Here is a 24,770-nt window from a genome sequence, read left to right on the forward strand (position 1 = left end):
GCACCGCCGATCACGATTCCTTCCCCAGCGTGGTGAGCGCGCGGAAGGTGACCAGGTCCAGTGCGTACCCGTCCTCACCGTCGTCCAGTACGCCATGGTCGGCGAGCCGGTCGGTGAAGGAGCGGACCTCGGTCAGGTCGAGGCCGGTCACGGCGGCGATGTCGCCGTGGTTGCACCCCTCGCCGGGCTCGACGTACTGCACCCATTCGGCCAGCAGATCTCGCGTGTCCGAGGGGAGCTCGGTCCGGCTGAGGTGACTGCGGGCGGCCGCTTCCTGGGCGCACTGGTCCTGGATTCTCTCCAAGGCCGCCTCCAGGGTGTACCCGCCTCGGGTGGCGGCGTCCACGGTGCGCTCCACGAGGTTGGGCCAGCCTCCTGTGGCTTCGATCAGCCGCCGCCGCTTGTCCGGGGTGTCGAACGGGCTCTCGGGCCAGGCCCGCAGGCTGTCGGCGTTCCACCGCTCCGGCCGTAGCACCCGGGTGACTCGCTCGTCCTTGAGGACGTCCCGCGCCAGCGGATCGACCAGGACGATCCCCGCCCGTGGCGGTGCCGTCTTGCCGCGGACCGTGTGCTGATGCAGCCGGGTCAGCGTCTGGCCGAGAGTCTCCAGACCGCAGTAACGCAGATCAGCCAGGAGCACACTGGGGTCCTTGCTGCGTGTGTCCTGCGTGAGCACGTCCACCAGCGTGTCCGGGGCGGCGGTGTGTACGGTCAGGCCTCGCGCGTCGGCGTAGGAGCGGATCGCGTGCTCCATCAGCTCAGGTCCGTGGGCCGTCGTCAGGCAGACCAGGGTCAAGCCCGGACTGGTCGCCTCGAACAACTGTTGCTCGGTGAGCGGGCTGTACCGGTTCGCTTGGGTGCCCCCGACCGACCCGAGAAGCCGACGGGAGAACCGCGGGTTGTAGTCGTAGGGCAGGCTGAACTCCGTCTGGCGCAGCTCCAGTTCGAGGTCTTCGCGGGTGCCGAGCATATGCACCACGTTGGGGCTGCGCACCGCGTAGCGCCGGCGGTCGGGCTGCTGGACCAGCAGCCCGAGACCCACCATCTCCTCCAGGTAGAGCTTCACGTCACTGGCGGTCAGCCGGCTGAAGCCCTCCGGCCAGTTCCGCTTGGCCTCGTGGAGCAGTTCGTCGGCGTCGTAGCCGTGCCGGAAGCCGTCGGCCTGGCTGCGCAGAGCTATCACCAGGGTGAGCACCCGGTACCGGTCTTCCAGGTTGATGGTCAGCCGCAGCCTCTCGGCGATGTGCCGGTGCACCTCCGGCGAACCGGTCACGGCCCGCACGTCCTCCTCGGTGACGGTGATCGGCCACTGCGTCGAACCGAGCGGCTTCTCGCGAAGAGCGGTGACCAGGCGCTCGCAGAAGATCTGCACCAGACACGCCTGGTAGTTCGTCGCGGCCAGCACCCGCCAGACCAGTTCCGGGCGTTCGAACCGGTAACCGAAGGCCCCCATCGGCTCGATCACCAGGCGCTGTGCCTCCGCCGGCTTGAGCGGGCCGATCAGCTCCTCACCGCCGTGCGCCAGGGGCACGTTGGACAGTCGACTGAACCGCTGCACCTGGTGCAGACCGGCGAAGACCACCTTGAAACGCCGGTCGGTGCTGTCCATCAGCCCCTTGAGCCGAGCCACGTTGGCGAACGTGCCCTCGCCACCGCTGCCACGCACCGCCTTGGAATCGGCGGTCAGGAAGGCGTCCGCCTCGTCGGCGAGGACCAGGATGCGCCGCTCACGGTTCTCGTCGAGCCAGCGGTGCACCTGTTCCAGCAGATCGCCGGGCGGGATGGCCGTGGAGACCTTGGGCCCCAACACCCCCACGCGCTTGAGCTCCGTGGCCAGCACCGGCCATATCCGGTCGGCGGGCTCCGCCTCACCCACCCCGCGCGCCTTCAGATCCAGGTAGATGGCCTTGCGGTCGGGGGTCGAGGGGAAGTCGGCCTCCACCTTCCGCAGCAGCGCGGACTTGCCCAACTGGCGTCCTCCGTAAAGGAAGAGAGCGCCCAGCGGGTCCTTGACCGCGGCGATCTCCCGGGCACGGCCGTAGAAGACCTCCGGCGGCACGAGCCCGGCCACGAACGGCGTGTACGGGTTGAAGCCGGTCCAAGGCAGCGTCACGCGCTGCAGGGCCCGGAAAGACCGTGGCGAACGCGCCGCGACCCATCCGAAGACGGCCGGGTCGACCACCAGGGCTTCCTGTGCGGAGGTCCGCGCCCGCAGCGCCATGGCCCTGCGGCCGCTCAGGCCCAGCGGGTACAGGTACAGGATGATGCAGGGCCCGGAGTCGCTGCGGTCGAGCAGTTCCAGGGGACTCCGTCCGCGCTGCTCGTCCGACACCAGCAGGATCGTGTACATGGTGGCCGCGGAGCCGAGTTCGGCGACGTAACCCGGCGCGCTCCCGCTCGCCCGGACCTTCGCGGTCAACCGGAGCGTGCCGCGAAGCTGTCGGTGGTCGTCGCGGGCCGGGGGCCTGCCCTCGAGGCCGAGCAGACGCAGCACCGTCGGCACGTGCTTCTGCCACTCCGCGCTGCGGGTGGACGGCTTGCTGAGCGCGTCCCAGGAGGCGAGCCCGGCCAACGCGGCCTCGGTCAGGGGCTGTCCGTCCGCGTAGTACTCGGCCCATGGCACCGCCGAGAAACCCTGCTGGCCCGCCTTGACCGGCGTGACGGATTCCAGACCCGCCACGAACTGCTCCAGGTCCTCGCTGCGGTCCGTGCCGCTCCACTCCGGCAGGGCGTCACCCTTACGCAGCAGTGCCAGACACTCCTCCGCCGTGACCGTGTCGCCGGCTTCCAGCAGCGCGGACAGCCGCTTGCGGTCCGCCTCGGTGAGCGTCAGCGCCTCCAACTGCTCGCGCAACCACTGGACATATGCCTGAATCCGGTCCCGCAGCGCCTCCTCCAACCGGCCGATGGCCTCCACGGTGGGCCGGAAAGCGCCGTCCGGCGTCGGACGCTCCAACTGCTCCAGGCGCCCCACCAGTTCTCGCTCGGTCACCAGGTCGAGGTTGTGGGTGCGCAACTCGGCGAGCAGGCCGGCGGCGATCCGGTGGGTCTCCGCCCGCACGTTCGCCCAGCGGGCCCACTGTGCGTCCCGGCGGATACGCCAGTCGGAGGGCAGTGCCTCGGGGCCGGCGGTGGCAGCGGGCACGAGCCCCTGCTCCAATGCCTCGACCAAGGCGTCCGCAAGGTGGAGATCACCTCGCTCGGCGTAGGTTGCCGCCACGGCGGCCACATCCAGCGGCTCCAGGAGTGACAGCACCGCCCGGGCGAATCCCGGAGCCTGTGTGTCGGGCACGCCCGCCGATGTGCGGGGCAGTTCCGCGGCGGCCAGGAGGGCCTCCGTGGTGGGGACGAAGCCGCTGTCCGGGGCTGCTTGCGCCTGGTCGTCGGCGAGGACGGGCGCTCGCCGGGAGGCCGGAGAGCGGCCGTCCCCGCTCAGCCAGCGCTGCAAGCACAGCAGTGCTGCCCCCTCGACACCCGGCAGGGGCGGCAGGTTCCGCACCTGGGCGAGCGCGTGGCCCAGTGCGGTGGCGGCGTCGCTCCGTTCCTCGATGCCGGGCGCGGCGAGCGCACGGGTCCGGGAGAGCAGTGTGGCGACCTGCTCGATCCGGTTGAGCAGGGAGCGCTTGGCCTTGGCCTCGATGGGCTCCTTGGCCTGCTTGGGAGTACGGATCGCCGCGTCGGCCTCCTCGATGATGCGTTCCGCGGAGTCCCGCTTGCGGAAGACCTCCCAGGCATCGTCCAGCACGGACGTCTCCGCGCTGCCGGAGGCCCAGGCCTGGACTGCTTCCAGCGCACGCCCCAGCGGCTGGTCCGGGCGCATCAGCAGGTTCTGTACCTGAGTCGCTCGCGCGTAGCCGATCTTGCGCTTGGGCAGGTCGACCCGGAGCCGCTCGGCCTCGTCGGCGAGCCCGGAACGCGTCAGGGTCGGGCCCGTATCCATGCCGGAGTGCAGAGTGGCCGGGTCCACCCGCTGGTAGTGCCGCAGTACGTCGATGGTGCAGCCCAGCAGCCGGCCCCACGGGCCGGAGAGAGAGGAGCAGGGGTCCGTCTGCAACAGCAGGTCGTTGGGCCAGCCCACGACCAGTCCGGCACGGACGGAGGCGACCGCCGCCATGACGAGCGCCGGCCGGTCGCCCTGCACGCTCTCCAGGTCCGGGGCGAACCGGGTCATCACCGGTGTCGCCTCCTCCGGCGTGTGGCAGGAGAAGGCGGCGTCCGCGAAGGCCAGGCACTCGGCGCGGTGCGCTGCCTCGGCGGACGCAACGGTCAGCCAGTACGCCTCCTGGAAGCGGCCCGCGCTCACGAACCGCTCGACGGGGGAGGCGGTGGCTACGGCCGAGGTTCCGCCCTCGACGGCGGGTGTCTGCCAGGGCAGCGCGGGTTCCTCGGGCGCCTCGGATGCCGCGGGCGCCTCGACCTGTGCGGGTGGAGCGGCGGGGGCTTCGCATTGCGCGGCTCGCGGCTCTCCGTCCTGTGCGGCAGGCAGGGTGTGCGCGGCTTCTGCGGGCTCTTCCGCTTCCGTGGCCTTCGCTTCCGCGGTCTCCAAGGCCTGCGGGCCGCCCCCGTGCCATGCGAGATCCGCGGGATCAGCAGGGTCTGTGGCGTCCGCAGGGCCTGTGGCGTCCGCAGGCTCTGTGGTGGCCGCAGGCTCAGCGGGGCCTGCTGCGGGTGGGGGAGGCGCGGCCTCCGTGGGGCCGGCGGCTTCCGTGGCGTCGACGGTCGCAGCGGTGTCCGTCGGCTCCACGGTGTCAGCGGCGGCGTCGGACCGCGCCGTTTCACCGTGACCCGCGGCAGACAGGTCTCTCCCGGCCTCGGCCGCTATGGGTTCTCCCGTTCCGTCTGCGGGGTCGCTGCCGCTGTCCGCGCCCCGAGGCGCCGGTACCTCTGGGCTGTCGAGTCCGTGCCGGGCGGCTGTGGCCAGCTCGGCGATTTCCGCCTCGAGAGCCTGCAGCGTCGCTCGCAGGTGGGCCAGATAGGCGCCACCACCGCTCTTCTCGGCCTGGTCCAGCAGCGGCTGCAAGGCCTGGCGCTGCTCGTTCAGTGCGGCGAGTTGTCTGGTGCGAGCGGCTTCCCGCTCCTGTTCCTTCTGGAGCGCGTCCACGGCCGCCTGGAGTTCACCGAAACCATCGTCGGCGGCCCAGTCGTGTCCCGCCTCCCGGCACAGACGGGCCACCGCCTCACGCTGACACGCCCAGGCGGCGGCCTCCTCCTCCAGCGCCACGGACAGGGAATGCCCGCGGGACACCCGGTCCGCGGCGAGACGTAACGCATCCGCGAACTTCGCGGCTCGGTCCCTCAGCATGTCCACGGCCGCGGCGAGATCGACGGGGCCGCTCACATCGCCTGGCGCGCCCACCGCCGCCCGGGCCGCTGCACCGGGGGTGGTCTCCGTCCCCGTGGCCTGCTCGTTCGTCACAGCGCCTCCCGTGTCGCCCGCCGTCTGACGTGGTAAAGCGTTCAGGTCACCGTCGTCGGTGATGTCCTCGTCGGAGCCGTCGTCATGGGGCTCGGTCTCCGCACCCCAGTCGGTGGCGGCCCGGTCCGAGGCGTCGAGCAGTCGGTCCCAGCACTGCTCGGCCAGTTTCTGCCGTGGGGTGCCGTCCTCCAACAGCAGGGAGTACAGGGCCAGCCGGGCAAGCACCGGAGGCAGGGCCTCCGCCATCGCCTCAAGGGCGTCGATGTCAGACTGGACACGGTCGACCGGGCGTCCCTCGGCGTGCCGGGACCAGAGGTGGTCCGCAAAGTCGGCGGCTGCGTCGGCGATTCGCTTCAAGTCGCGCGCGGGCGCCCGAGTGAGCCATGCACGGGCCGCCAGCAGTTCGCGACGGCCTACGCGCGGGCGTGGACCACGGAAAGGGATCTTCGCCCAATAGGGCAAGGGCCCCGGCGTCAGTATCAGTTCACGAAGCTGTACATCGTCGAGCCCGGTCAGCCAGGCCCTCAGGTCCCCACCCGCTCTTGCCATGACGAGATCCTGCCAGACCGGCCCGCGAAGGGCCAACTAGCGTTCCCGCAGGGGGTCGTGAGGAAACCGATGCACCGAGCCGGCCCTCCGGCCCCACATCCCCGCAGAGGAAGTACGCGCCGGCGGCGCCGCAGCCAGCTCTGGAGTCCGATGGCATGCCTCTCCACCGCCACGGTTGACCCGACCCCGCTGCATGTTAATGTAATGGTCTGCATGTTTATCGATCCAGTGAGCGTCGGTGCTGGTCAGACTTCGGAGGTAGTGCCGTGACGATTTCGAGCCTCAAGGGGCGCAGCCTGCTGTCCCTGCGCGAGCTCAGCGGCGACGAGATCCGGGAGCTTCTCGGCAAGGCGGCCGACCTCAAGGAGCGGACGGCTCTGGGGCAGGACGTGCCCGCTCTGGCCGGCAAGAACATCGCTCTGATCTTCCTGAAGCCCTCCACCCGTACGCGCGTCTCCTTCGTCGTCGCCTCGACGCAGTCCGGCGCGCACCCGGAGGTCTTCAGCCGCGAGGACATCCGGTTCGGCGTCAAGGAGTCCGTGCGGGACATCGCGCGGGTCTTCGGCCGCGTCTACGACGGCATCATGTTCCGCGGCTACGAGCACGCCACTGTCGCCGAGTTCGCCCAGTACGCGGGCGTCCCCGTGTGGAACGGTCTGTGCGACAGCTACCACCCCACCCAGGTCCTCGCCGACCTGCTCACCCTCCGGGAGAACTTCGGCGACGACCTGGAGGGGCTGCCGCTGACGTACGTCGGTGACGGGCGCAACAACATGGCCGTCACCCTCGCCGTCGCCGCCGCCAAGCTCGGGCTCGATCTGCGCATCCTCGCCCCGAAGGCCCTTCAGCCGGCCCCCGAGCTGATCACGGAGCTGCTCGACGAGCGGGAGTCGGAGCAGGCCCGCGTGCTCGTCACGGACTCGGCCGAGGAGGCGTTGCGCGGCTCGGCCTGCGTCTACGGCGACGTATGGGTCTCCATGGGCGAGGAGGACCAGACGCAGGAGCGGATCGAACTGCTGCGCCACCTGAAGGTGACGAGCGACCTCATGGCCCTGACCGGCCGGGAGGACAGCATCTACCTGCACTGCCTGCCAGCCTTCCACAACCTCGCCACGGAGACGGCCCGCGCCAACCCCGACATCTGTGAAGTGGACGACGACGTCTTCGAAGGGGAGCGCAGCCGGGTCTTCGACCAGTCGGAGAACCGTATGCACACCGCCAAGGCCCTGATGCAGCTCACCATCGCGGGCTGATCCGGCATGACAGTGGCGCGCCCCCTGAGGGGGCGCGCCACTCTGCGGTGCCGGTCGCCTCGGTTCAGCCCTGCCAGCTGTGCGGGGCCAGGAAGTTGTCGCGGCGCCAGGCCGTCGTGGACGCCGGGGTGCCGGTGGCCGCCCCGGGCGGGGGCGCGGTACGCGAGAGCAGCAGTACTGTGACGGCCGCCAGCTCGTCGTCGGTGACCTCGCCCTTCTCGATGCGGATGTCGGCGGGGCCGTCGGCTGTCGTGTCTGTCGCGGTGTCGGCTGCGGGCATGGGGCCTCCCATCGTGTGGGGCCTTACTGCGGAGGGTTGCCGTGCTTGCGGGCGGGGCGGTCGGCGTGCTTGTTGGCGAGCATCGCCAGGGAGTCGATGAGGACCTCGCGCGTGTGTACGGGGTCGATGACGTCGTCCACCAGACCGCGTTCGGCGGCGTAGTACGGGTGCATCAGTTCGGCCTTGTACTCCTTGACCATGCGGGTGCGCATGGCCTCCGGATCCTCGGCCGCGGCGATCTGCCGGCGGAAGATCACGTTGGCGGCGCCCTCGGCACCCATCACCGCGATCTCGTTCGTCGGCCAGGCGTACGTCAGGTCCGCGCCGATCGACTGCGAGTCCATGACGATGTACGCCCCGCCGTACGCCTTGCGCAGGATCAGGGAGATGCGGGGGACGGTGGCGTTGCAGTACGCGTAGAGCAGTTTCGCGCCGTGGCGGATGATGCCGCCGTGTTCCTGGTCGACTCCCGGGAGGAAGCCCGGGACGTCCAGGAGGGTGACGATCGGGATGTTGAAGGCGTCGCACATCTGGACGAAGCGGGCGGCTTTCTCCGATGCCTCGATGTCCAGGACGCCTGCCAGGGCCTGCGGCTGGTTGGCGACGATGCCCACCACCTTGCCGTCCAGCCGGGCCAGGGCGCAGATGATGTTCCGCGCCCAGCGCTCGTGGACTTCCAGGTAGTCGCCGTCGTCGACCAGTTCCTCCATCACCCGGTGCATGTCGTACGGGCGGTTGCCGTCCACCGGGACCAGGTCCAGGAGCGGTTCGCACGTACGCGTCGGCGGGTCGTCGGTGGCCGCCGCCGGGGGGTTCTCCCGGTTGTTGGACGGCAGCATCGACAGCAGATAGCGCACTTCTTCGAGGCAGGTCTCCTCGTCGTCGTACGCGAAGTGCGCGACGCCCGACGTACCGGCGTGCACGTCCGCGCCGCCCAGGCCGTTCTGCGTGATCTCCTCGCCGGTCACCGCGCGGACCACGTCGGGCCCGGTGATGAACATCTGGGACGTCTCGCGGACCATGAAGACGAAGTCCGTGAGCGCCGGCGAGTAGGCGGCGCCTCCCGCGCACGGGCCGAGCATCACGCTGATCTGCGGGATCACGCCCGATGCCCTGGTGTTGCGCTGGAAGATGCCGCCGTACCCGGCGAGCGCCGTGACGCCCTCCTGGATACGGGCGCCCGCGCCGTCGTTCAGCGAGACCAGCGGGGCACCGGCCGCGATGGCCATGTCCATGATCTTGTGGATCTTCGTGGCGTGCGCCTCGCCCAGCGCGCCGCCGAAGATGCGGAAGTCGTGCGCGTAGACGAAGACCGTCCGGCCCTCGACCGTGCCCCAGCCGGTGACCACACCGTCGGTGTACGGCCGCTTGGCCTCCAGACCGAAGCCGGTCGCCCGGTGCCGGCGCAGGGGTTCGACTTCGCGGAACGAGCCCTCGTCCAGGAGCAGTTCGATCCGCTCCCGCACGGTGAGCTTGCCCTTGGCCTTCTGAGCGGCGGTGGCCTGTTCGCCGGGTCCTGCGTGCACCCGCTCCTTGATGGCCGCCAGCTCCGCGACGTGCAGTCTCATCTCTCCCCTTACCGGTCGCCGTCACCGGGGACGTGGACGTGGACCTGGATCTGAACCTGGGTCTGGACCTGGACGCTGCGTGTGGTCAGCTGGTGAGCTTGCGCAGGCCGTTGATCTGGAGGACGGCGAACGCGCCCACGACGAGGGCCTGCATCGGAATCCACACCGTGCCGATCGTGTTCGGGTCGAACCAGCCGAACAGCGCGGTGGCGATGCTGGCGACGGCCCACAGCAGGTTGGCCTCGATGACGATCTTCGTGGCGGCCGCGGACGGCACCTGCTGGGCGGCGAGGACGCCGACGAGCACGCCGTAGACGGTGAGGAAGACGCCGATGCCGCGCAGCAGGCCGGCGTCCATGTCGAGCAGGTCGCCGACGGGGCCCGCGGCGATCAGGTAGATCAGGCCGTTGCCGGCCGTCACGGCGGCGTCGAGGCCGAGGAAGAGACGCAGCGGGCGCGCGGCGGCGGACGAGCTGGTGGCCGCGGTTCCAAGCGTTGCGGAGGTCTGGCTCGTGGTCATGGAATCTCCTGGTGGATACGGTGGTCGGGGTTCATGCGCGCCGCGCGGGGCGCGTACGAGGGGGCCGCGTGGAGGGCGGGCGCCCGCTTGTTTCTGTACCGATGGTGGCAACCGGCGCTGACCGGGCGCTGACGCGTGCCCTCCGGGGAGGTCGAGCGGGTGGGTGGTGCGCCGGCGGCGGCTCGGTGCGGGCCGCGGGCGCGGCGTCACCGGGCCGCCGCCGGCGCGACGCCGTGCCCGAAGCCGAAGCCGAGCCCGAAGCCGACCCGAAGCCGTGCGTGCGGGGCGCACCGGGCTGACGTGCGGGGCTCAACGGGCTCAGGCGGGCTGGAGCAGCGCGGCGCGGGCGACCGTGCCGGTACCCGTGCCGGCCAGGGCCGGGTCGTGCGCGAGGATCGCGTGCTCCACGTGGCGCAGCGCGGGGGACGGGTCGATGCCCAGCTCGTCCGAGAGGTGCCGGCGCATGGTGCGGTAGACGTTGAGGGCGTCCGCCTGGCGTCCGGAGCGGTAGAGGGCGACCATCAGCTGTTCGCAGAAGCGTTCCCTCAGCGGGTGGTTGCTGTGCGCCTCGTGGAGTTCGGCGAGCATCGCCGCGTGGTGGCCGAGGCGCAGCTCCGCCTCGAAGCGGAGTTCCATGGCCCGCATGCGGTACTCCTCGTAACGGGCGCAGGCCAGTTGGCAGATCGTGCCGCCGGGAAAGTCGCCGAATACGGGGCCGCGCCACATGGCGAGCGCCTGGCCGAGCAGTTGTGCCGTGGCGGCGGCGTCCGCGGGGCCCGCGGCCTCGGCCTGCCGGACCGCCTTGGTGAACTCCGCGGCGTCGAATTCGCCCTCGTGGATGGTGAGCCGGTATCCGGAAGGGTGGATCGTCACGCGGGAAACCGTGAGTTCGGGCTCCAGGCTCTTCAATTTGCGACGGAGCCGGCTGATGTGTGCCTGCAGAGCGTTGGCCTGCTTGTCGGGGACGGACTCGCCCCACATCTCCTCCACGAGGCTCTCGCCCGATATCGGGCGGCCCTCGCTGACGAGCAGGGTCTGGATGAGGTTGCGCTGGAGATCTCCGGAGATCTCCGCGAATCCTAATGCGGTGCGGATCTGCAGTGCTCCGAGAATCGAAAAGCTCAGCATGCCGTTTCCCCCTTGGCTTTCGTTGCTGCAACGTCGGGGCGGTTCACCTTCCGGGTCGCCAGGGCCATCGGTGCTGCGGCGTGGGGGACCGCGGGTGGAGGTCGGCGTGGCGATCTCTGGCTGTCCCCGACCGGAGGGAGCCCGAGGGTGCGCCCTCTGGCTCCCTTCCAGCGAAGACCCTCTCACGGTATCATTCCTTTGGGAAGGTATTTTTTTGAACGGGTCTCGTCAGATCGAGGGGAAGGGTGCTGATCTGCCGGTTGACCTGCTGGTTCTCCCGGGGGAAGTGAGACACGCCCGGGGCACGCAGGCCCGCCCCGGCAGGCCGAGCCGCTCTCGCGGGGCGCCGGGGCGGTCGCTTCGCCGAGGCGGGGGAGGCCCGGCGAAGTGGATGTGGAAGTCGTGGTTCCGTTGGCGGAGAGGGCAGGATTCGAACCTGCGTGGGCCGCGTACGACCCGACCTTGGGCTTGCGCCCGAGGTCCCCGTTGAGCCGCTCCGGGCACCTCTCCTGGTGGTGCGGGCACAAGGGTTCTGTGCCGGCGGAGAGGGCAGGATTCGAACCTGCGTGGGCCGCGTACGACCCGACCATGGGCTTGCGCCCGAGGTCCCCGTTGAGCCGCTCCGGGCACCTCTCCTGGTGGTGCGGGCACAAGTGTTCTGTGCCGGCGGAGAGGGCAGGATTCGAACCTGCGTGGGCCGTGAACGACCCGACCATGGGCTTGCGCCCGAGGTCCCCGTTAAGCCGCTCCGGGCACCTCTCCTGGTGGTGCGGGCACAAGTGTTCTGTGCCGGCGGAGAGGGCAGGATTCGAACCTGCGTGGGCCGCGTACGACCCGACCTTGGACTGACGCCCGAGATCCCCGATAAACCACTCCGGGCACCTCTCCTTGTTCCCGGCCCGGTTTCCCGTGCCGTTCACGAGAACAACATTGCCAGCGCCTTCTGACGGATCGCTGACGTTTCTCTGACATGCCCTTCCGTGCCTGCCGCGTGAGCTTTCCGCCCTTCCCATCAAAGGGGCGGCGGTGCTCTACTCTCAACGACCGCAACGGCTTCCGAAAGGGATACGGATCATGACCGTGACCGTAGTGGAAAATCCGATTCTCAAGGCTGTGCGCAGTTATACGCGGGCCGAGAACCCCAGCGCGTTCCTCGCGCTCAACAGCGGCAACAGCTCCTTCACGCTGCCGGGAACGGACGGCGTCGTCGTCTACCGCAGGACCGGCCGGTTCGCCGTCCAGTTCGGCGGGCCGTTCGCCGCCCCCGAGGAGTACGACACCCTCCTCGACGGCTTCCGGCGCCACGTGAAGGAGCAGGGGCTCACGCACGTCGGCGTCCAGCTTCAGCGCGACGACGCCGAGCGGTACGCGCGCCAGGGGTTCACCGTCAACCAGATCGGCGCCTCCTGGGCCGTGAGCCTCGCGGAGTTCACCCTCCGCGGCACCCGCTTCATGCAGCTGCGCAACAAGATCTCCCGCGCCCACCGCAACGGCCTCCAGATCCAGGAGGTCGAGGCCGACGCCTGCCAGGGCGCGCTGGAGGCCATCGACGGCGCCTGGCTCTCCAGCAAGGGCGCCGCCCGCCCCCTGGAGTTCCTGGTCGGCGAGATCGGCGGCGAGGCCCAGCAGCACCGGCGGCTGTTCGTCGGCACGATCAACGACGCCCCGGTGGCGTACATCTCGTACTCCCCGGTCTTCGGCTCCCGCGCCGGCTGGATGCACGACCTGAGCCGGCGCGTCCCGGACGGGTCGCCGGGCCTGATGGAGGCGATCAACGCGCACGCCATCGAGGTGTTCCGCGGCGAAGGCGTCCCGTGGCTGCACTTCGGGTTCACGCCCTTCACCGGCCTGGACGCGGAACACGAACTGGACGGCCACAGCCCGGCGTTCCAGTGGCTGATGCACGCCCTGTGGGCCGAGGGCGCCGCGCTCTACCCGGCCCAGACGCAGCTGTCGTACAAGCACAAGTGGGCGCCCGACGCGACCATCCCGGAGTACGTCGCCTTCGACGGACCCGCGTCGCTGGCCTCCTTCGCCCACATCTTCCGGGCCTGCAACGCCTTCTGATGTGCCATCAGCAACAGCCGTCAGACCCCCGTACACCGCATCCGACCCACAGGAGTGAACGACGATGAGTGGCAACGCGGAGACCATCGACACGCTCAAACACGCCATGGTGGAACAGCTCATGGCCGTCATCGCCGCCCCGGACGACGAGGACGTGGCCCGCGCCGCGGACACCGTGGTCCACGATCTGGACGCCCTGCTGCGGGCCGAGCCCGGCCCCGCGGCCTGAGCGGGCGCGCGGCGGCACCGAGCGGCGCCGGTCAGTCCAGCATCAGTGCCACATCAGCGCCGCACGGAACGCTGCACACACGTTCGCCCGGCGTCCGTCCGGTGGGATGACCCGTGCGCCGGGCGGGCGCCGCCGCCCGGTTCGGGCACTTCTTCCGAGGAGAGCTTCGTATGCAGCGTCCGCACGTCCAAGAGACCGGTGTCGCCGTGGCCCCGCAGCGCACCGACGTCCCGCAGCGCACCGGGGCATCCGCAACCTTCTCCGAGCTGCTCAAACGCGTGAAGGCGGAGGGGCTGCTCGACCTCGACCCGCGGTACTACATAGGGCGCCTCGTCCGGAACACCACGCTGCTGGTGGCCGGGCTCACCGCGTTCTTCCTGCTGGGCGACACGTGGTGGCAGCTCGTCGTGGCGGTGTGGATGGGCCTGTGCGGTGGCCAGTCGTCCTTCATGTGGCACGACGCGGGCCACAAGGCGATGTTCCGCGACAAGCGGGCCGCGTCCGCCGTCGGCTACTTCCACGCCAACTTCGTCAACGGCGTCAGCTTCGGCTGGTGGGTCAACCACCACAACCGCCACCACAGCAACCCCAACCACCTCGACATGGACCCGGACATCGGGCGGCGCACCGCGATCTTCGACATCAAGCAGTACGCGACCCGCACCCCCCGGCAGCGCTTCATCGTGCGCTACCAGAGCGTGCTCTTCTTCGTGCTGCTCGTCCTCGAGTCGTTCAAGATGCACAAGACGGCCGTGAAGTCGATCGCGCAGGGCCTCACCAAGCGTCCCGTCCTGGAGTCCACTCTCCTCCTGGCGCGCGCCGCGATCTATCTGACCTGCGTCTTCACCGTCCTGTCGCCGCTCCTCGCGGTCACCTTCATCCTCGTCCAGCAGGCCACCCTCGGCGTCTACTTCGGCATGATCTTCGCCCCGAACCACAAGGGCATGGACGTCCGTGACGGCGACGAGGAGACCCTGGACTGGCTGGAGCGGCAGGTCCTCACCTCCCGCAACATCCGCCCGTCCTGGTTCATCGACTTCCTGTACGGCGGCCTCAACTACCAGGTCGAGCACCACCTGTTCCCGGCCATGCCGCAGAAGAACCTGGGCCGGGCCCGCGAACTGACCCGTGAGTACTGCGCCGAGCGCGGGGTTCCCTACCACGAGGTCGGCTTCTGGGCGTCCTACCGCGAGGTGGCCTCCTACCTGCACGAGGTCAGCGCACCGGTCCGCCGGGGCGAGGTCGACGCGCACATCGAACGGGCCGCCTGATGGTCCACACGGTCACCAGACCGGCGGCCGGTGGCGCGGCCGCCGCTCCCGTCGCGCCCGGCGCGCCCTCCTCCATAGGCGCCCGGCTCGACCGCATGCCGATCACGCCGACCCACCGCAGCGTCACCGCGGTCATCGGCGTCGGGCTGCTGTTCGACACCTTCGAGAACAACCTCTCCGGCACCATCGCCAAGGTGCTCCAGGACGACTTCGCGTTCGGTGCCACCGAGCTGAAGCTCGTTCTTGCCTCGGCCTTCATCGGCCAGTTCATCGGCTCGCTCGTGCTCGGCAAGGTCGCCGACCGGTACGGGCGGCGCCGGGCGTTCCTCATCAACCTCGCGATCTACTCCGGGTTCTCGCTGCTCGGGGCCTTCTCGCCGAACGCGGTCTGGCTGATCGCCACCCGGTTCCTCGCCGGCGTCGGCATCGGCGCCGAACAGTCGCTCTCCGACTGCTACTTGTCGGACGTCCTGCCCGCCAAGAAGCGCGGCAGGTTCATCGCCTGGGCCTACACCCTGGCCTTCTGCGGGGTGCCCGCCGTGGGGTTCGCCGCCCTGTGGCTCGTTCCGCTGACCCCGCTCGGCATCGACGGCTGGCGCTGGCTCTTCGTGATCGGCGCGCTCGGTTCGGCCGTGGTGTGGGTGCTGCGCAGGCGGCTGATCGAGTCGCCGCGCTGGCTGGCCGCGGTCGGCCGCGAGGAGGAGGCGGACGCGCTGGTCTCGCGCATGGAGGCCGAGGTGCCGGGCGGAGCCGCTCCGGCGCCCGCCCTCGATGCGGCGGCCGGGACGGAGTCCGCCGCGGCGGGCCCCGCGACCCGCCTGCGCGACATCTTCCAGCCCCACCTGCGCCGCCGCACCGTCATGCTCTGGATCTTCTGCTCCCTCTCGACGGTCGGCTACTACGGATTCGGCACGCTGGCGCCGCAGATCCTGTCCGCCAAGGGGTACGGGATCGTCGCCGGGATCGGCTTCACCGCGGTGTGCTTCCTCGGCTACCCCGTCGGCTCCGCGCTCACGGTGCCGATCATCGACCGCTTCGAACGCAAGAAACTCGTGGCCGCCTCGGCCGCCTCGATGGTCGTCGCCGGGCTCGGCTTCTCCTTCGCGGGCTCACCGGCGCTCATCATGGTCTTCGGCTTCGTCTACACCGTGTGCAGCAACATCTTCTCCAACGTCTCGCACGTCTACCTCGCCGAGCAGTACCCGACCGCCATCCGCGCGGCCGCGTCCGGCGCCGCGTACTCGCTCTCCAAACTCAGCGCCGCGGCCCTGCCGTTCGTGCTGCTCCCGGTCCTCCAGTCGTACGGGCCCGGCGCGCTGTTCGCCGTCATCGCCGCCGTGATGGCCGCGCTCGCCGCGACGGTCCTCTCCCTGGGGGAGCGCACCACCGGCGCCTCGGTCGACCGCGCGCCCGCCGGCTGACCCGACCGTCCCCGTACCGCCGACCCCGATGAGGAACCCCTCATGGCCTATGTCATCGCTCAGCCCTGCGCCGACGTGAAGGACAAGTCCTGCGTCGACGAATGCCCCGTGGACTGCATCTACGAAGGCGGCCGCGCCCTCTACATCCACCCCGAGGAGTGCGTGGACTGCGGCGCCTGCGAGCCCGTCTGCCCCGTGGAGGCCATCTACTTCGAGGACGACGTGCCCGCCGGGTGGGGCGACCACCGCGGCTCCAACGCCGCCTTCTTCGACACGATCGGCTCGCCCGGCGGCGCCGCCGCGCTCGGCCCGCAGCCGCACGACTCCGCCCTGGTCGCCTCCCTGCCGCAGGCGGTGGCGTCATGAGCGGGCTGCTCGCGGGCAAGCGCGTCCTGGTGACCGGCGTCCTCACCGAGGCGTCCATCGCCTTCCACGCGGCGCGCATCGCCCAACTGGAGGGCGCCGAGGTCGTGCTGACCGGCTTCGGGCGGCTCTCGCTCATCGAGCGCACCGCCGCGCTGCTGCCGAAGCCCGCCCCCGTCGTCGAGCTGGACGTCACCGACCCGGCACACCTGGACGGGCTCGCGGACCGCGTGCGGGAGGCCTTCGGGGGCCCCGGCGGCCTCGACGGCGTCGTGCACTCCATCGCCTACGGCCCGCCCGGCGCCTTCCACTTCCTCGACGGCGCCTGGGAGGACGTGTCGACCGCCGTGCACGTCTCCGCGTACTCCCTGAAATCCCTCACCACCGCCTGCCTTCCGCTCATGGAACCGCGCGGCGGCTCCGTGGTGGGCGTCACCTTCGACGCCACCGTGGCCTGGCCGAAGTACGACTGGATGGGGGTCGCGAAGGCGGCCCTGGAGTCCACCAGCCGCTACCTCGCCCGTGACCTCGGGCCCCGCGGCGTCCGCTGCAACCTCGTCGCCGCGGGCCCGCTGCGCTCCATGGCCGCCAAGTCCATCCCGGGCTTCTCCGAGCTGGCCGACGACTGGCACACCCGCGCCCCGGCCGGCTGGGACCTCACCGACCCGGAGCCCGCGGCCCGCGGCATCGTCGCGCTGCTCTCGGACTTCTTCCCCCGCACGACGGGCGAGATCGTCCACGTCGACGGCGGCGCCCACATGATGGGCGCGTGACCCGGCGCCTGCCCGTGGGGACACGGCGATGGGGGGAGTTCAGGTGATCACCTGAACTCCCCCCAAGCCGTTGGTCACGCGGTCGTGCCGTCCGGCAGGATGCGGCCGAATCCCGTGTACGGGACGAGCGCCTCCGGCAGCTCCACCGAACCGTCCGGCCGGGCCCCCTGCTCCAGGAGCGCGGCCACCGTCCGGCCGACCGGCAGCGCCGAGCCGTTCAGCGTCGCCGCGGGCTCCTTGCGGCCGTCCGCGGCGCGGTGGCGAATGCCGGCGCGGCGGGCCTGGAAGGTCCCGCAGTCGGAGACCGAGGAGATCTCGCGGTACGAGCCGCTGCCCGGCAGCCACACCTCGATGTCGTACGTCATCCGGGCCGAGAACCCGAGGTCGCCCGCGGGCAGCAGCACGACCCGGTAGGAGAGTTCCAGGCGCCGCAGGCACTCCTCGGCGTGGCCCAGCATCAGCTCCAGCTGCGCCTGGGCGTCCTCGGGGGCGCAGACGCGCACCAGCTCCACCTTCTCGAACTGGTGCAGCCGCAGGATGCCGCGGGTGTCCCTGCCGTACGCCCCCGCCTCCGCGCGGAAGCACGGGGTGCGGGCCGTGAACGCGTACGGCAGCTCGCGCGCCTCCAGCGTCTGCTGGGCGAGCAGGTTGGTCAGCGGGACCTCGGCGGTGGGGATCAGGAACAACTCCCGGTCGCCGACCCGCGTGGCGAACAGGTCCTCCTCGAACTTGGGGAGCTGGCCGGTGCCCGTCATGGTGTCGCGGTTGACGAGGAACGGCACCGAGTGCTCGGTGTAGCCGTGCTCGGCGGTGTGTAGATCGAGGAAGAAGTCGGCGAGCGCCCGCTCCAGGCGCGCCCCGGGGCCCCGGCTCACGGTGAAGCGGGCACCGGAGAGCCGGGCCGCCGCCTTGCCGTCGAAGAGGCCGAGCCGCTCCCCGATGTCGGCGTGGTGCCGGTCGTCGGCCGCCGCGCACGGGGGCGGGCCGCCGCGGCGCACCTCCACCGCCTCCTTCTCGGAGTCGCCGTCCGGGACGGTGTCGAGCGGGATGTTGGGGATGGCGAGGACGAGGTCGGCGAGCCGCTTGCCGGCCTCCTTGGCGGTCGCCTCGGCCCGCTGGACCTCGGCGCGCAGCGCGCGGGCCGCCTCCTTCTCCTCCTCGGAGGGCGGCCCCGCCCCGCGCTCGCGGGCGGCGCGGTTCATCTCGGTGCGCAGCCGGGTCACCTCGGCCTGGGCGTCGGCCCGGCCGCGGTGGGCCGCGTCGAGCGCGGCGACGTCGAGGTCGTGGCGGCGGCGGGCCAGGCGCCGCACCGCCTCGGGCCCGGACGCGATCAGTTCGCGCGGATCGTGCATGGCTTCTCCTGGGTCTGCGGTGCGGGACGGGGGAGATGCGCCGAGCCGCCCCCCTGGCGGAGGGGCGGCTGCGGCTCCTGCCGGGGCAGGGCGGGGGATGGGGGCGGGGATGGGAGCGGGTCCGCTCCGGTGCTCACGCGGGGGCGAGGGCCAGGACGGTGTTCTGGCCGCCGAACCCGCAGGAATTGCTGAGCGCCAGGTCGATGGGCATGGAGGTCGCCGAGTACGCCAGCTTGATGTCGACCTCCGCGTCCGGCATGACGAGGTTGGCGACGGGCGGCACCAGTTCGTGCTCGATGCTCAGCAGCGTGAACGCCGCCTCCACCGCGCCCGCCGCGCCCAGCAGATGCCCGGTCACGCCCTTGGTGGAGGTGACCAGCGGGTCCCCCTGGAGGGTCCTTCTGATCATCCGCGCCTCGGCGACGTCGTTGAGCGGCGTCGAGGTGCCGTGGGCGTTCACATGCTGTACGTCGTCCGGATCGGCGCCGGCGTCGGCGAGGGCCGCGCGGACCGCCGCCTCCACCCCCGCGCCGTCCGGATGCGGCGACGTCATGTGATGGGCGTCCGCTGTGGCGCCGTAGCCGATGATCCGGCCGTGCTGGTGCGCCCCGCGGGCCCGGGCGTCCTCGACGCGTTCCATGACGAGGATGCCGGCGCCCTCACCCGCGACGAAACCGTCCCGCTCCGCGTCGAAGGGACGCGAGGCGAGGGTCGGATCGTCCTCACGCCGGGACAAGGCGCCCATCTGCGCGAACCCGGCCATCACCAGCGGCGTGATCATGGCCTCGCTGCCGCCCGCGAGGACGACGTCGCAGCGGCCGAGGGCGAGCAGGTCCCGGGCCGTGCCGATGGCCGTCGCCCCGGAGGCGCAGGCGGTGGCCACCACCAGGTTGGGTCCCGTCGCCCCGAACTCGATGGCCGTCTGACCGGCCAGCATGTTCGGCAGCTGCATGGGCAGCAGCAGCGGCGACACCCGGTCGGCGCCCTTCTCGCGCAGGACGCTGTGCTGTTCCTCGACGGTGCCGGGGCCGCCGTCCGCGCAGCCGAGCACCACCCCGACCCGGGCACCGTCCCAGGTCAGCGGGTCGAGCCCGGCATCCGCGATGGCCTCGCGTGCCGCGACCAGCGCGAACTGCACGAACCGGTCCAGGCGGTGGGCCCGGCGGGCGGACAACAGCGCTTCGGGGTCGAAGCCGGGCACACGGCAGGAGATCCGTACCGGATTGTCCGCCAGTACGGGATCGAACGCCGCGCCCGACCGGCCCTCACAGACCGCCGCCCAGCTCGGCCCGACCCCGATACCGCCGGGGGTGACGAGACCGAGCCCGGTGACGGCGATGTCGATGCCGGCCATCAGACCTTCGCGCTCCTCGTCTCCATGAGTTCCACCATGTCGGCCACGGTCTCGGCCTCCAGGAGGTCGTCGTCGCTGACGTCGATGTCCAGTTCGGACTTGAGCAGCAGCGACAGCTCCACCACGGCCAGCGAGTCCAGCTCGATGTCGTCCCTGGTGGCCTCCGGAGTGATGGCCTCGGGGGACACCTTGAGCTTGTTGGACAGGATTTCCTTGAGCTGCTCCAGCATCATGACGATCCCTTTCGGAAGGCGTACGCGCGGTGCGGCGTACGGGTCTTGAGGAGGTACCGCCCGGCGCCGGTGGGCGTCAGACGGACTGTGTTTCGGGCCAGACGAGCGTCGTGGCCCCCCAGGAGAGCCCGCCGCCGAACGCGGTGAGCAGCACCCGGTGCCCGGGCGTGAGCCGGCCGTCGGCCGCGGACTGGGAGAGGAGCAGCGGGAGCGAGGCGGCCCCGGTGTTGCCGACCTGCTCGATGTTGCTGAGCTGCCGCTCGGCGGGGACGCCGAGGCGTTCCGCGACCGAGTCGAGGATGCGGGCGTTCGCCTGGTGGGCGGCGAACCGGTCCACGTCGTCGAGGCGCCAGCCGGCCCGCTGAGCCGCCTCCTTGGAGGTGGCGGTCATCCGCTCCACCGCGTGCCGGTAGGTGTCGCGGCCCAGCATCCGGAAGTACTGGTCGCCCGGTTCGGGCGCGGTGCCCGCCGAGCGCTGCCGTGAGCCGCCGGCCGGCACCTCGATGAGATGGCTCAGCTCGCCGTCGCTGCCGAGCACCAGCGGCCCCACCGCGCCCGGCTCACCGGCGTCCCCGGCCCGCAGGACCACGGCCCCCGCGCCGTCCGCGAAGATCACCGCGGTGGTGCGGTCCTCGGGGTCGACGATGGTGGTGAACGCGTCGGCCGCCACCAGGAGCACCCGCTCGGCCATGCCCGAGGCGATGAGCCCCGAGGCGGTGGCGAGCCCGTAGAGGAACCCGGAGCAGACGGCGGCGACGTCGAACGCCGCGACGTGGCCGAGGCCGAGCCGGGCGGCGACCGCCGGGGCGGTCGCCGGGCACGGCTGGTCGGGGGTGGTGGTGGCGAGGACGACGGCGTCGACCTGCTCGGTGCTCGCCGACTTCAGCGCGCGCTGGCCGGCCTCGACCGCCAGGTCGGAGGTGGCCGTGCCCGGCGAGACCACGTAGCGCTCGGCGATCCCGGTGCGGGAGCGTATCCACGCGTCGGAGGTGTCCAGGCGCCGCGAGAGGTCGTCGTTGGTCACCTTGTTCGGCGGCACGTACGAGCCGATGCCGCAGACCACCGCCGAGCGGCCCGGCGGCGGGGCCGCCCCGCTCATGCGCCCGGCTCCGCGCTGCTGAGGACCTCCACGGGCAGCCCCATGTAGGCCATGCGGGACTCGGCCATCTCGTCGGTCCACTGCTCGGCCATGTCGTAGCGCTGCTCGGGGGTGGTGTCGAGCATCCGGACGCCCGGCCAGATCTCGTAGTCGCCGATCTTGTCCGCGTGGTCGGCCATGCCCTTCTGGAACAGCTCCTCGCGGTGGATGACGAACTCCCGGTCGGGGATCTCGTCCCACAGCTTCACCCCGGCCCGCAGGATCTCCATCAGGCGCGGCCGGTACTCGGGGTGGGCCACGACGTGGTCGCGCAGGATGGTGCTGGCCACGGTGAGGTGGCGGATCTCGTCGATGGCGGTGCCGCGCGAGATCTCCCCGGTGGCCGGGGAGAGCGGCGTCCACTTGCGCTCGCTCAGCTCGGCGGCCGGGGCGAGCACGCCCTCGATGACGATGGCGAAGACGGCGACGCCGCCGGCGAAGTCGGCCTGGTCGCGGACGATGTCGAGGGTGAAGTCGACGACCGGGTCCAGGACCCGCTTGCGGTAGTCCGCGGCCATCTCGTCGATGTCCTTGAGGAGCGTGTCCGCGGGGTGGCCCAGCTCCACCAGGTGGTTGCGGAAGACGCGGGCGTGCCGGGCCTCGTCGATGAGCTGGGTGGCGTAGAACTCCATCTCGGGCACGCCGGGCGCCAGCGAGACGTAGTGGCCGAGGAGGCGCGTGGCGATCTCCTCGGACAGGCCGCGGAAGCCGAACTCCAGGACCAGCGCGTCGCGCAGCGGCCCGGGAGCCTTCAGGAAGTCGGGGACGGTCGCGTTCTCGTGGTGTCCGGTCTCGCCGCGGTCGCGCAGGGTGCCCTGGGCGACGGAGGTGAACCAGTAGGCGAGGTCGCAGTCGTCGGGCCCGAGGGTGAGTTCCTTCGCGCCGTCGAGTAAGCCGGGGGCCTTGTCCCAGTCGGCCTCGGGGGCCACAGAACCGGTCATGATGCCGAAGTCTCCTTCGTGGTGCGGGCGGGATGCAGGGCGCCGGCGACCAGGCCGCCCGCGTAGCTGAACAGCGGCGGGCCGCTGACGGCGGTGGCGCGCACGACGTAGCCGAGCAGCACCTCGCCGTCGCCCGCGCGGTGCGAGGAGTGCAGGCGGCACGTGTAGTGGGCGAGGGCTCCGGCGAGGCGTGGGGCGCCCGCGTAGGAGTCGGCCGTCCAGGGGATGCCGTCGAACTGCGCGCTGCCGTCGGGCCGCGAGCTGTCCGCGAACCAGCGCGCCAGGTCGCCCTGCTGGCCGTCCAGTACGTTGACGACGAAGCGGCCCTCGGCCGCGGCGAGCCGCGCGAACGACGAGCCGGGCCGCAGCGCGACGCCGATCAGCAGCGGCTCGCGCGAGACCAGGGTGACCGTGCTCGCGGTGGTGCCGTGCGCCTGCCCGGCGTGGTCGACGGTGAGCACCGACACCGGGGAGGCCAGGTGGTACAGCGCCCGGCGGCGCTCCGCCGGGTCCTGGCGCACCGGGCGGCGCAGTGGGGTGAGCGTGCTCATCGCAGTGCCTCCTCGCGGGGCCGGGCCGCGGGCTGCGGCAGCTTGACGATGTGGCCGACCGGCACCGGGTCCTGGGCGTGGCCGGCCGGCTTCGGGTGGGCGATGCCGAGGTCGTCCAGGAGCCGCAGGTAGCCGCTCTGGCGCACCGGCTCGAAGGGCAGCGCGAAGGACTTCATGAAGTTGCCGAACAGGCCCCGGTCGCCGAAGAGGTGGAAGGGCAGCACCAGCAGCGCCCACTCGGGACCGATCAGCCAGCACCACAGCGCGGCCACCGCGGCCTGGGTGATGAGGCTGTGCATCACGTTGTAGAGGACGTAGTACACCTTGGAGATCGGCTTGCCGCCGCTGCGCTTGAAGGCGATCGCGCCGGGGATGTAGCCGATCAGGTCGATGTAGAGGAAGAGCGCGACCGCCGGGAGCCAGCGGATCTCGCCGAGGTGCGCGATGAGCAGCCCGGTGGTGACCGCGAAGGCCACCAGGTACTCGGCGCGGTGCAGGGAGAACGTCTTCGGTGTCTCGAAGGGATTGGCCTGGTCCATGGTCAGCTCCTGGCAGAGGTCTCAGGCGCCGACGGCGGCGGGCTCGGAGAGCTCGATGCCGCCCGCTATGCGCGTGCCGGGGAACAGGCCGGTGAGCGACCAGGCGACGGTCTCCTTGATGACCCGCTCGGCGATCGGGTCGAGGATGCCCTCCAGGCTCGGGATGCCGAAGTCGAAGTCGGCGTCGAAGCGCACCGCGACGTCGTCCCCGGCCTGCGTGAGCGCCCAGGTGCCGGTGAAGGAGTCGAAGTCGCCGTCGGACTGCTCGAAGCGGATCTCGCCCTCCTCCGGCAGGAAGACGTCGTCCTCGGTCCAGCGCAGCAGGCCGCTGCGGAAGTGCAGCTCCCAGCTGGAACTGCACTTGGCCTCGGGGAGGGTGGCGTGCACCGTGGTGGAGTTCACGTGGGGCGCGAGGTCGGGGTACTTCTCCCAGCGCATCACCGCGTCGAAGACCGTGGAGACCTGCTCCGCGGGGACCACTGCTTCCAGTTCTACGTGCCGCACGATCAGTTACCGCCTTCCGGCATGGTGGCCGCACCGCTGACGAGGTCGCGGGTGGCCAGGTCGAAGGAGTTGAGGAGGAACTCCACATCGGTGTCGCTGAGCACGGCGGGCGGTGTGAACCGCACCACCGAGCTGCCGTTCATGGAGTGGTTGGCGACCACGCCGTGGTTGAAGAGCTCGATCAGCAGCTCGCCGGCGAGGCCCGCCTCGACCAGCTCCACACCGATGAGCAGCCCCTGGCCGCGTACGTCGACGACGAGTTCGGGGATGTTGCGGTACGCGATCTCGGCGATCCGCGGCAGCAGCGCGGCGCCCAGGTCGGTGGCCCGGGTGACCAGGCGGTCCTCCTTCATGGCCCGCACCGCGCCCTGCACCGCGGCCATCAGGACGGGCTGTCCCGAGAAGGTGGCGGTGTGGATGTAGGGGTCCTTGTCGAAGGGGCGGAACGCCTTGCGGGTGGCGACGGCCGCGGAGACCGGGAGCACGCCGCCGCCGAGCGCCTTGCCGGCGAGCAGGACGTCGGGGCGTACGTCCTCGAAGTCGGCGCCCCACCACTCGCCGAGGCGGCCGAAGCCGGACTGGATCTCGTCCAGGATCAGGAAGCCGTCGTGCTCGCGGACCAGTTCCTCGACGCGCTTGAGGTAGCCCTTGGGCGGGATGATGACGCCGCCCTCGCCCTGGACGGGCTCCAGGATGACGCAGACCTCGCCGGGGTGGGCGGCCAGCTCCGCCTCCAGCGCGTCGGCGTCACCGAACGGCAGGTGGTGGAAGTCGGGGAGCAGCGGCCGGAACGGCTTCTGGTAGACCTCCTTCGCGGTGGCGGAGAGGGCGCCCAGGGTCTTGCCGTGGTAGCCGCCGCTCATGGAGACGGTCCGCTTGAAGCCGCCGGCGCGGGCCAGCTTCAGGCCGGTCTCCACGGCCTCGGCGCCCGAGAGGCCGAAGTGCACGCGGTCCAGGCCCTGCGGCATGACGGAGACCAGGGCCTCGGCGGCGCGGGCCACCGTCGGTTCGAGGAGGATGCGGGTGGCGGTGGGGTGCGTGCGGAGCTGGCGCTCCACCTCCTCCATCACGATGGGGTGGCGGGCGCCCATGATGAAGACGCCGTAGCCGCCCGCGTTGAGGAAGCGCTCCCCGTCGCTGGTGGTGAGCCAGGCGCCTTCGGAGGCCACCTCCATGTGGCTGCCGAAGAGTTCGGCGAGGGTGGCCCGGCCCTTGCTGAGGTGGGCGCGGTACAGGCCGAGGACCTCCGCCTCGGTGTCGGCCGCGGCGGCCGTGCCTGCCGCGGCGGCCGGGTTTTCCTGGATTACGGTCACGGATTAC

21 protein-coding genes and 4 tRNA genes are annotated in these 24,770 nt (G+C 71.2%); 7 read left to right on the top strand and 18 right to left on the bottom strand.

Annotated features, from left to right (window positions below):
- Positions 1 to 10 precede the first annotated feature (10 nt).
- Positions 11 to 5,773 (bottom strand): hypothetical protein, encoded by a 5,763-nt coding sequence (locus J2N69_RS23830; protein WP_230902553.1) that lies wholly within the window; start codon positions 5,771 to 5,773, stop codon positions 11 to 13.
- Between the two features lie 458 nt (positions 5,774 to 6,231).
- On the opposite strand from J2N69_RS23830, the gene argF reads away from it, so the two are divergent.
- Positions 6,232 to 7,218, top strand: coding sequence for an ornithine carbamoyltransferase (argF, locus tag J2N69_RS23835; RefSeq protein ID WP_230902554.1), 987 nt, complete (start codon positions 6,232 to 6,234; stop codon positions 7,216 to 7,218).
- Positions 7,219 to 7,282: 64 nt separating this feature from the next.
- Here the strand turns inward: argF and J2N69_RS23840 are convergent, their stop codons facing one another.
- From J2N69_RS23840 to J2N69_RS23875, 8 genes are all read right to left on the bottom strand, one after another.
- Positions 7,283 to 7,498 (bottom strand): acyl-CoA carboxylase epsilon subunit, encoded by a 216-nt coding sequence (locus J2N69_RS23840; protein WP_230902555.1) that lies wholly within the window; start codon positions 7,496 to 7,498, stop codon positions 7,283 to 7,285.
- A 23-nt stretch (positions 7,499 to 7,521) separates the two neighbouring features.
- A complete protein-coding gene (locus tag J2N69_RS23845) occupies positions 7,522 to 9,066 on the bottom strand; it encodes an acyl-CoA carboxylase subunit beta (protein ID WP_230902556.1) in 1,545 nt (514 codons plus the stop codon).
- Between the two features lie 85 nt (positions 9,067 to 9,151).
- On the bottom strand, positions 9,152 to 9,586 hold the full coding sequence (locus J2N69_RS23850; RefSeq protein ID WP_230902557.1) for a hypothetical protein: 435 nt from the start codon (positions 9,584 to 9,586) through the stop codon (positions 9,152 to 9,154).
- Between the two features lie 318 nt (positions 9,587 to 9,904).
- On the bottom strand, positions 9,905 to 10,714 hold the full coding sequence (locus tag J2N69_RS23855) for an AfsR/SARP family transcriptional regulator (protein ID WP_230902558.1): 810 nt from the start codon (positions 10,712 to 10,714) through the stop codon (positions 9,905 to 9,907).
- A 412-nt stretch (positions 10,715 to 11,126) separates the two neighbouring features.
- Positions 11,127 to 11,224, bottom strand: a tRNA-Leu gene (locus J2N69_RS23860).
- Positions 11,225 to 11,255: 31 nt separating this feature from the next.
- Positions 11,256 to 11,350 (bottom strand) — tRNA-Leu (locus tag J2N69_RS23865).
- Between the two features lie 31 nt (positions 11,351 to 11,381).
- A tRNA-Leu gene (locus tag J2N69_RS23870) sits at positions 11,382 to 11,476 on the bottom strand.
- A 31-nt stretch (positions 11,477 to 11,507) separates the two neighbouring features.
- Positions 11,508 to 11,602, bottom strand: a tRNA-OTHER gene (locus J2N69_RS23875).
- A 186-nt stretch (positions 11,603 to 11,788) separates the two neighbouring features.
- On the opposite strand from J2N69_RS23875, the gene J2N69_RS23880 reads away from it, so the two are divergent.
- From J2N69_RS23880 to fabI, 6 genes are all read left to right on the top strand, one after another.
- Positions 11,789 to 12,781 (top strand): DUF2156 domain-containing protein, encoded by a 993-nt coding sequence (locus tag J2N69_RS23880; RefSeq protein ID WP_230902559.1) that lies wholly within the window; start codon positions 11,789 to 11,791, stop codon positions 12,779 to 12,781.
- A 64-nt stretch (positions 12,782 to 12,845) separates the two neighbouring features.
- Positions 12,846 to 13,010, top strand: a complete 165-nt coding sequence (locus tag J2N69_RS23885; protein ID WP_167516014.1) for a hypothetical protein — start codon at positions 12,846 to 12,848, stop codon at positions 13,008 to 13,010.
- Between the two features lie 170 nt (positions 13,011 to 13,180).
- The gene (locus tag J2N69_RS23890; protein WP_230902560.1) at positions 13,181 to 14,281 is read left to right on the top strand and encodes a fatty acid desaturase family protein; all 1,101 of its coding nucleotides are present in this window, start codon (positions 13,181 to 13,183) and stop codon (positions 14,279 to 14,281) included.
- Complete coding sequence (locus J2N69_RS23895; protein WP_408056782.1) at positions 14,281 to 15,702, top strand: MFS transporter; 1,422 nt, start codon at positions 14,281 to 14,283, stop codon at positions 15,700 to 15,702. Before J2N69_RS23890 ends, J2N69_RS23895 begins: the two co-directional genes overlap by 1 nt.
- Before the next feature lie 42 nt (positions 15,703 to 15,744).
- Positions 15,745 to 16,068 (top strand): ferredoxin, encoded by a 324-nt coding sequence (gene fdxA / locus J2N69_RS23900; RefSeq protein ID WP_230902561.1) that lies wholly within the window; start codon positions 15,745 to 15,747, stop codon positions 16,066 to 16,068.
- Complete coding sequence (gene fabI / locus J2N69_RS23905; protein ID WP_230902562.1) at positions 16,065 to 16,838, top strand: enoyl-ACP reductase FabI; 774 nt, start codon at positions 16,065 to 16,067, stop codon at positions 16,836 to 16,838. Before fdxA ends, fabI begins: the two co-directional genes overlap by 4 nt.
- A gap of 74 nt (positions 16,839 to 16,912) precedes the next feature.
- Here the strand turns inward: fabI and serS are convergent, their stop codons facing one another.
- The 9 genes from serS to J2N69_RS23950 all read right to left on the bottom strand — a co-directional run bounded on the left by serS (position 16,913) and on the right by J2N69_RS23950 (position 24,763).
- Positions 16,913 to 18,190: a serine--tRNA ligase gene (serS, locus tag J2N69_RS23910; protein WP_230902563.1), complete on the bottom strand. Its 1,278-nt coding sequence runs from the start codon at positions 18,188 to 18,190 to the stop codon at positions 16,913 to 16,915.
- Between the two features lie 133 nt (positions 18,191 to 18,323).
- Complete coding sequence (locus J2N69_RS23915; RefSeq protein WP_230902564.1) at positions 18,324 to 19,544, bottom strand: beta-ketoacyl-[acyl-carrier-protein] synthase family protein; 1,221 nt, start codon at positions 19,542 to 19,544, stop codon at positions 18,324 to 18,326.
- On the bottom strand, positions 19,544 to 19,777 hold the full coding sequence (locus J2N69_RS23920) for an acyl carrier protein (protein ID WP_127911495.1): 234 nt from the start codon (positions 19,775 to 19,777) through the stop codon (positions 19,544 to 19,546). The genes J2N69_RS23915 and J2N69_RS23920 overlap by 1 nt, the downstream gene beginning before the upstream one ends.
- 76 nt (positions 19,778 to 19,853) lie before the next feature.
- Complete coding sequence (locus J2N69_RS23925) at positions 19,854 to 20,876, bottom strand: beta-ketoacyl-ACP synthase III (RefSeq protein ID WP_230902565.1); 1,023 nt, start codon at positions 20,874 to 20,876, stop codon at positions 19,854 to 19,856.
- Positions 20,873 to 21,856: a ferritin family protein gene (locus tag J2N69_RS23930; protein WP_127911496.1), complete on the bottom strand. Its 984-nt coding sequence runs from the start codon at positions 21,854 to 21,856 to the stop codon at positions 20,873 to 20,875. Before J2N69_RS23930 ends, J2N69_RS23925 begins: the two co-directional genes overlap by 4 nt.
- On the bottom strand, positions 21,853 to 22,407 hold the full coding sequence (locus tag J2N69_RS23935) for a flavin reductase family protein (RefSeq protein WP_127911497.1): 555 nt from the start codon (positions 22,405 to 22,407) through the stop codon (positions 21,853 to 21,855). The genes J2N69_RS23930 and J2N69_RS23935 overlap by 4 nt, the downstream gene beginning before the upstream one ends.
- Entirely contained in the window at positions 22,404 to 22,946 is a 543-nt protein-coding gene (locus J2N69_RS23940) for a hypothetical protein (protein WP_127911498.1), read from the bottom strand. Before J2N69_RS23940 ends, J2N69_RS23935 begins: the two co-directional genes overlap by 4 nt.
- 21 nt (positions 22,947 to 22,967) lie before the next feature.
- The gene (locus tag J2N69_RS23945) at positions 22,968 to 23,450 is read right to left on the bottom strand and encodes a type II toxin-antitoxin system RatA family toxin (protein WP_223776541.1); all 483 of its coding nucleotides are present in this window, start codon (positions 23,448 to 23,450) and stop codon (positions 22,968 to 22,970) included.
- A 2-nt stretch (positions 23,451 to 23,452) separates the two neighbouring features.
- A complete protein-coding gene (locus J2N69_RS23950) occupies positions 23,453 to 24,763 on the bottom strand; it encodes an aspartate aminotransferase family protein (protein WP_230902566.1) in 1,311 nt (436 codons plus the stop codon).
- Between the last annotated feature and the right edge of the window lie 7 nt (positions 24,764 to 24,770).

It is taken from the genome of Streptomyces huasconensis, assembly GCF_021028635.1.
Classification (GTDB): Bacteria; Actinomycetota; Actinomycetes; order Streptomycetales; family Streptomycetaceae; genus Streptomyces; species Streptomyces huasconensis.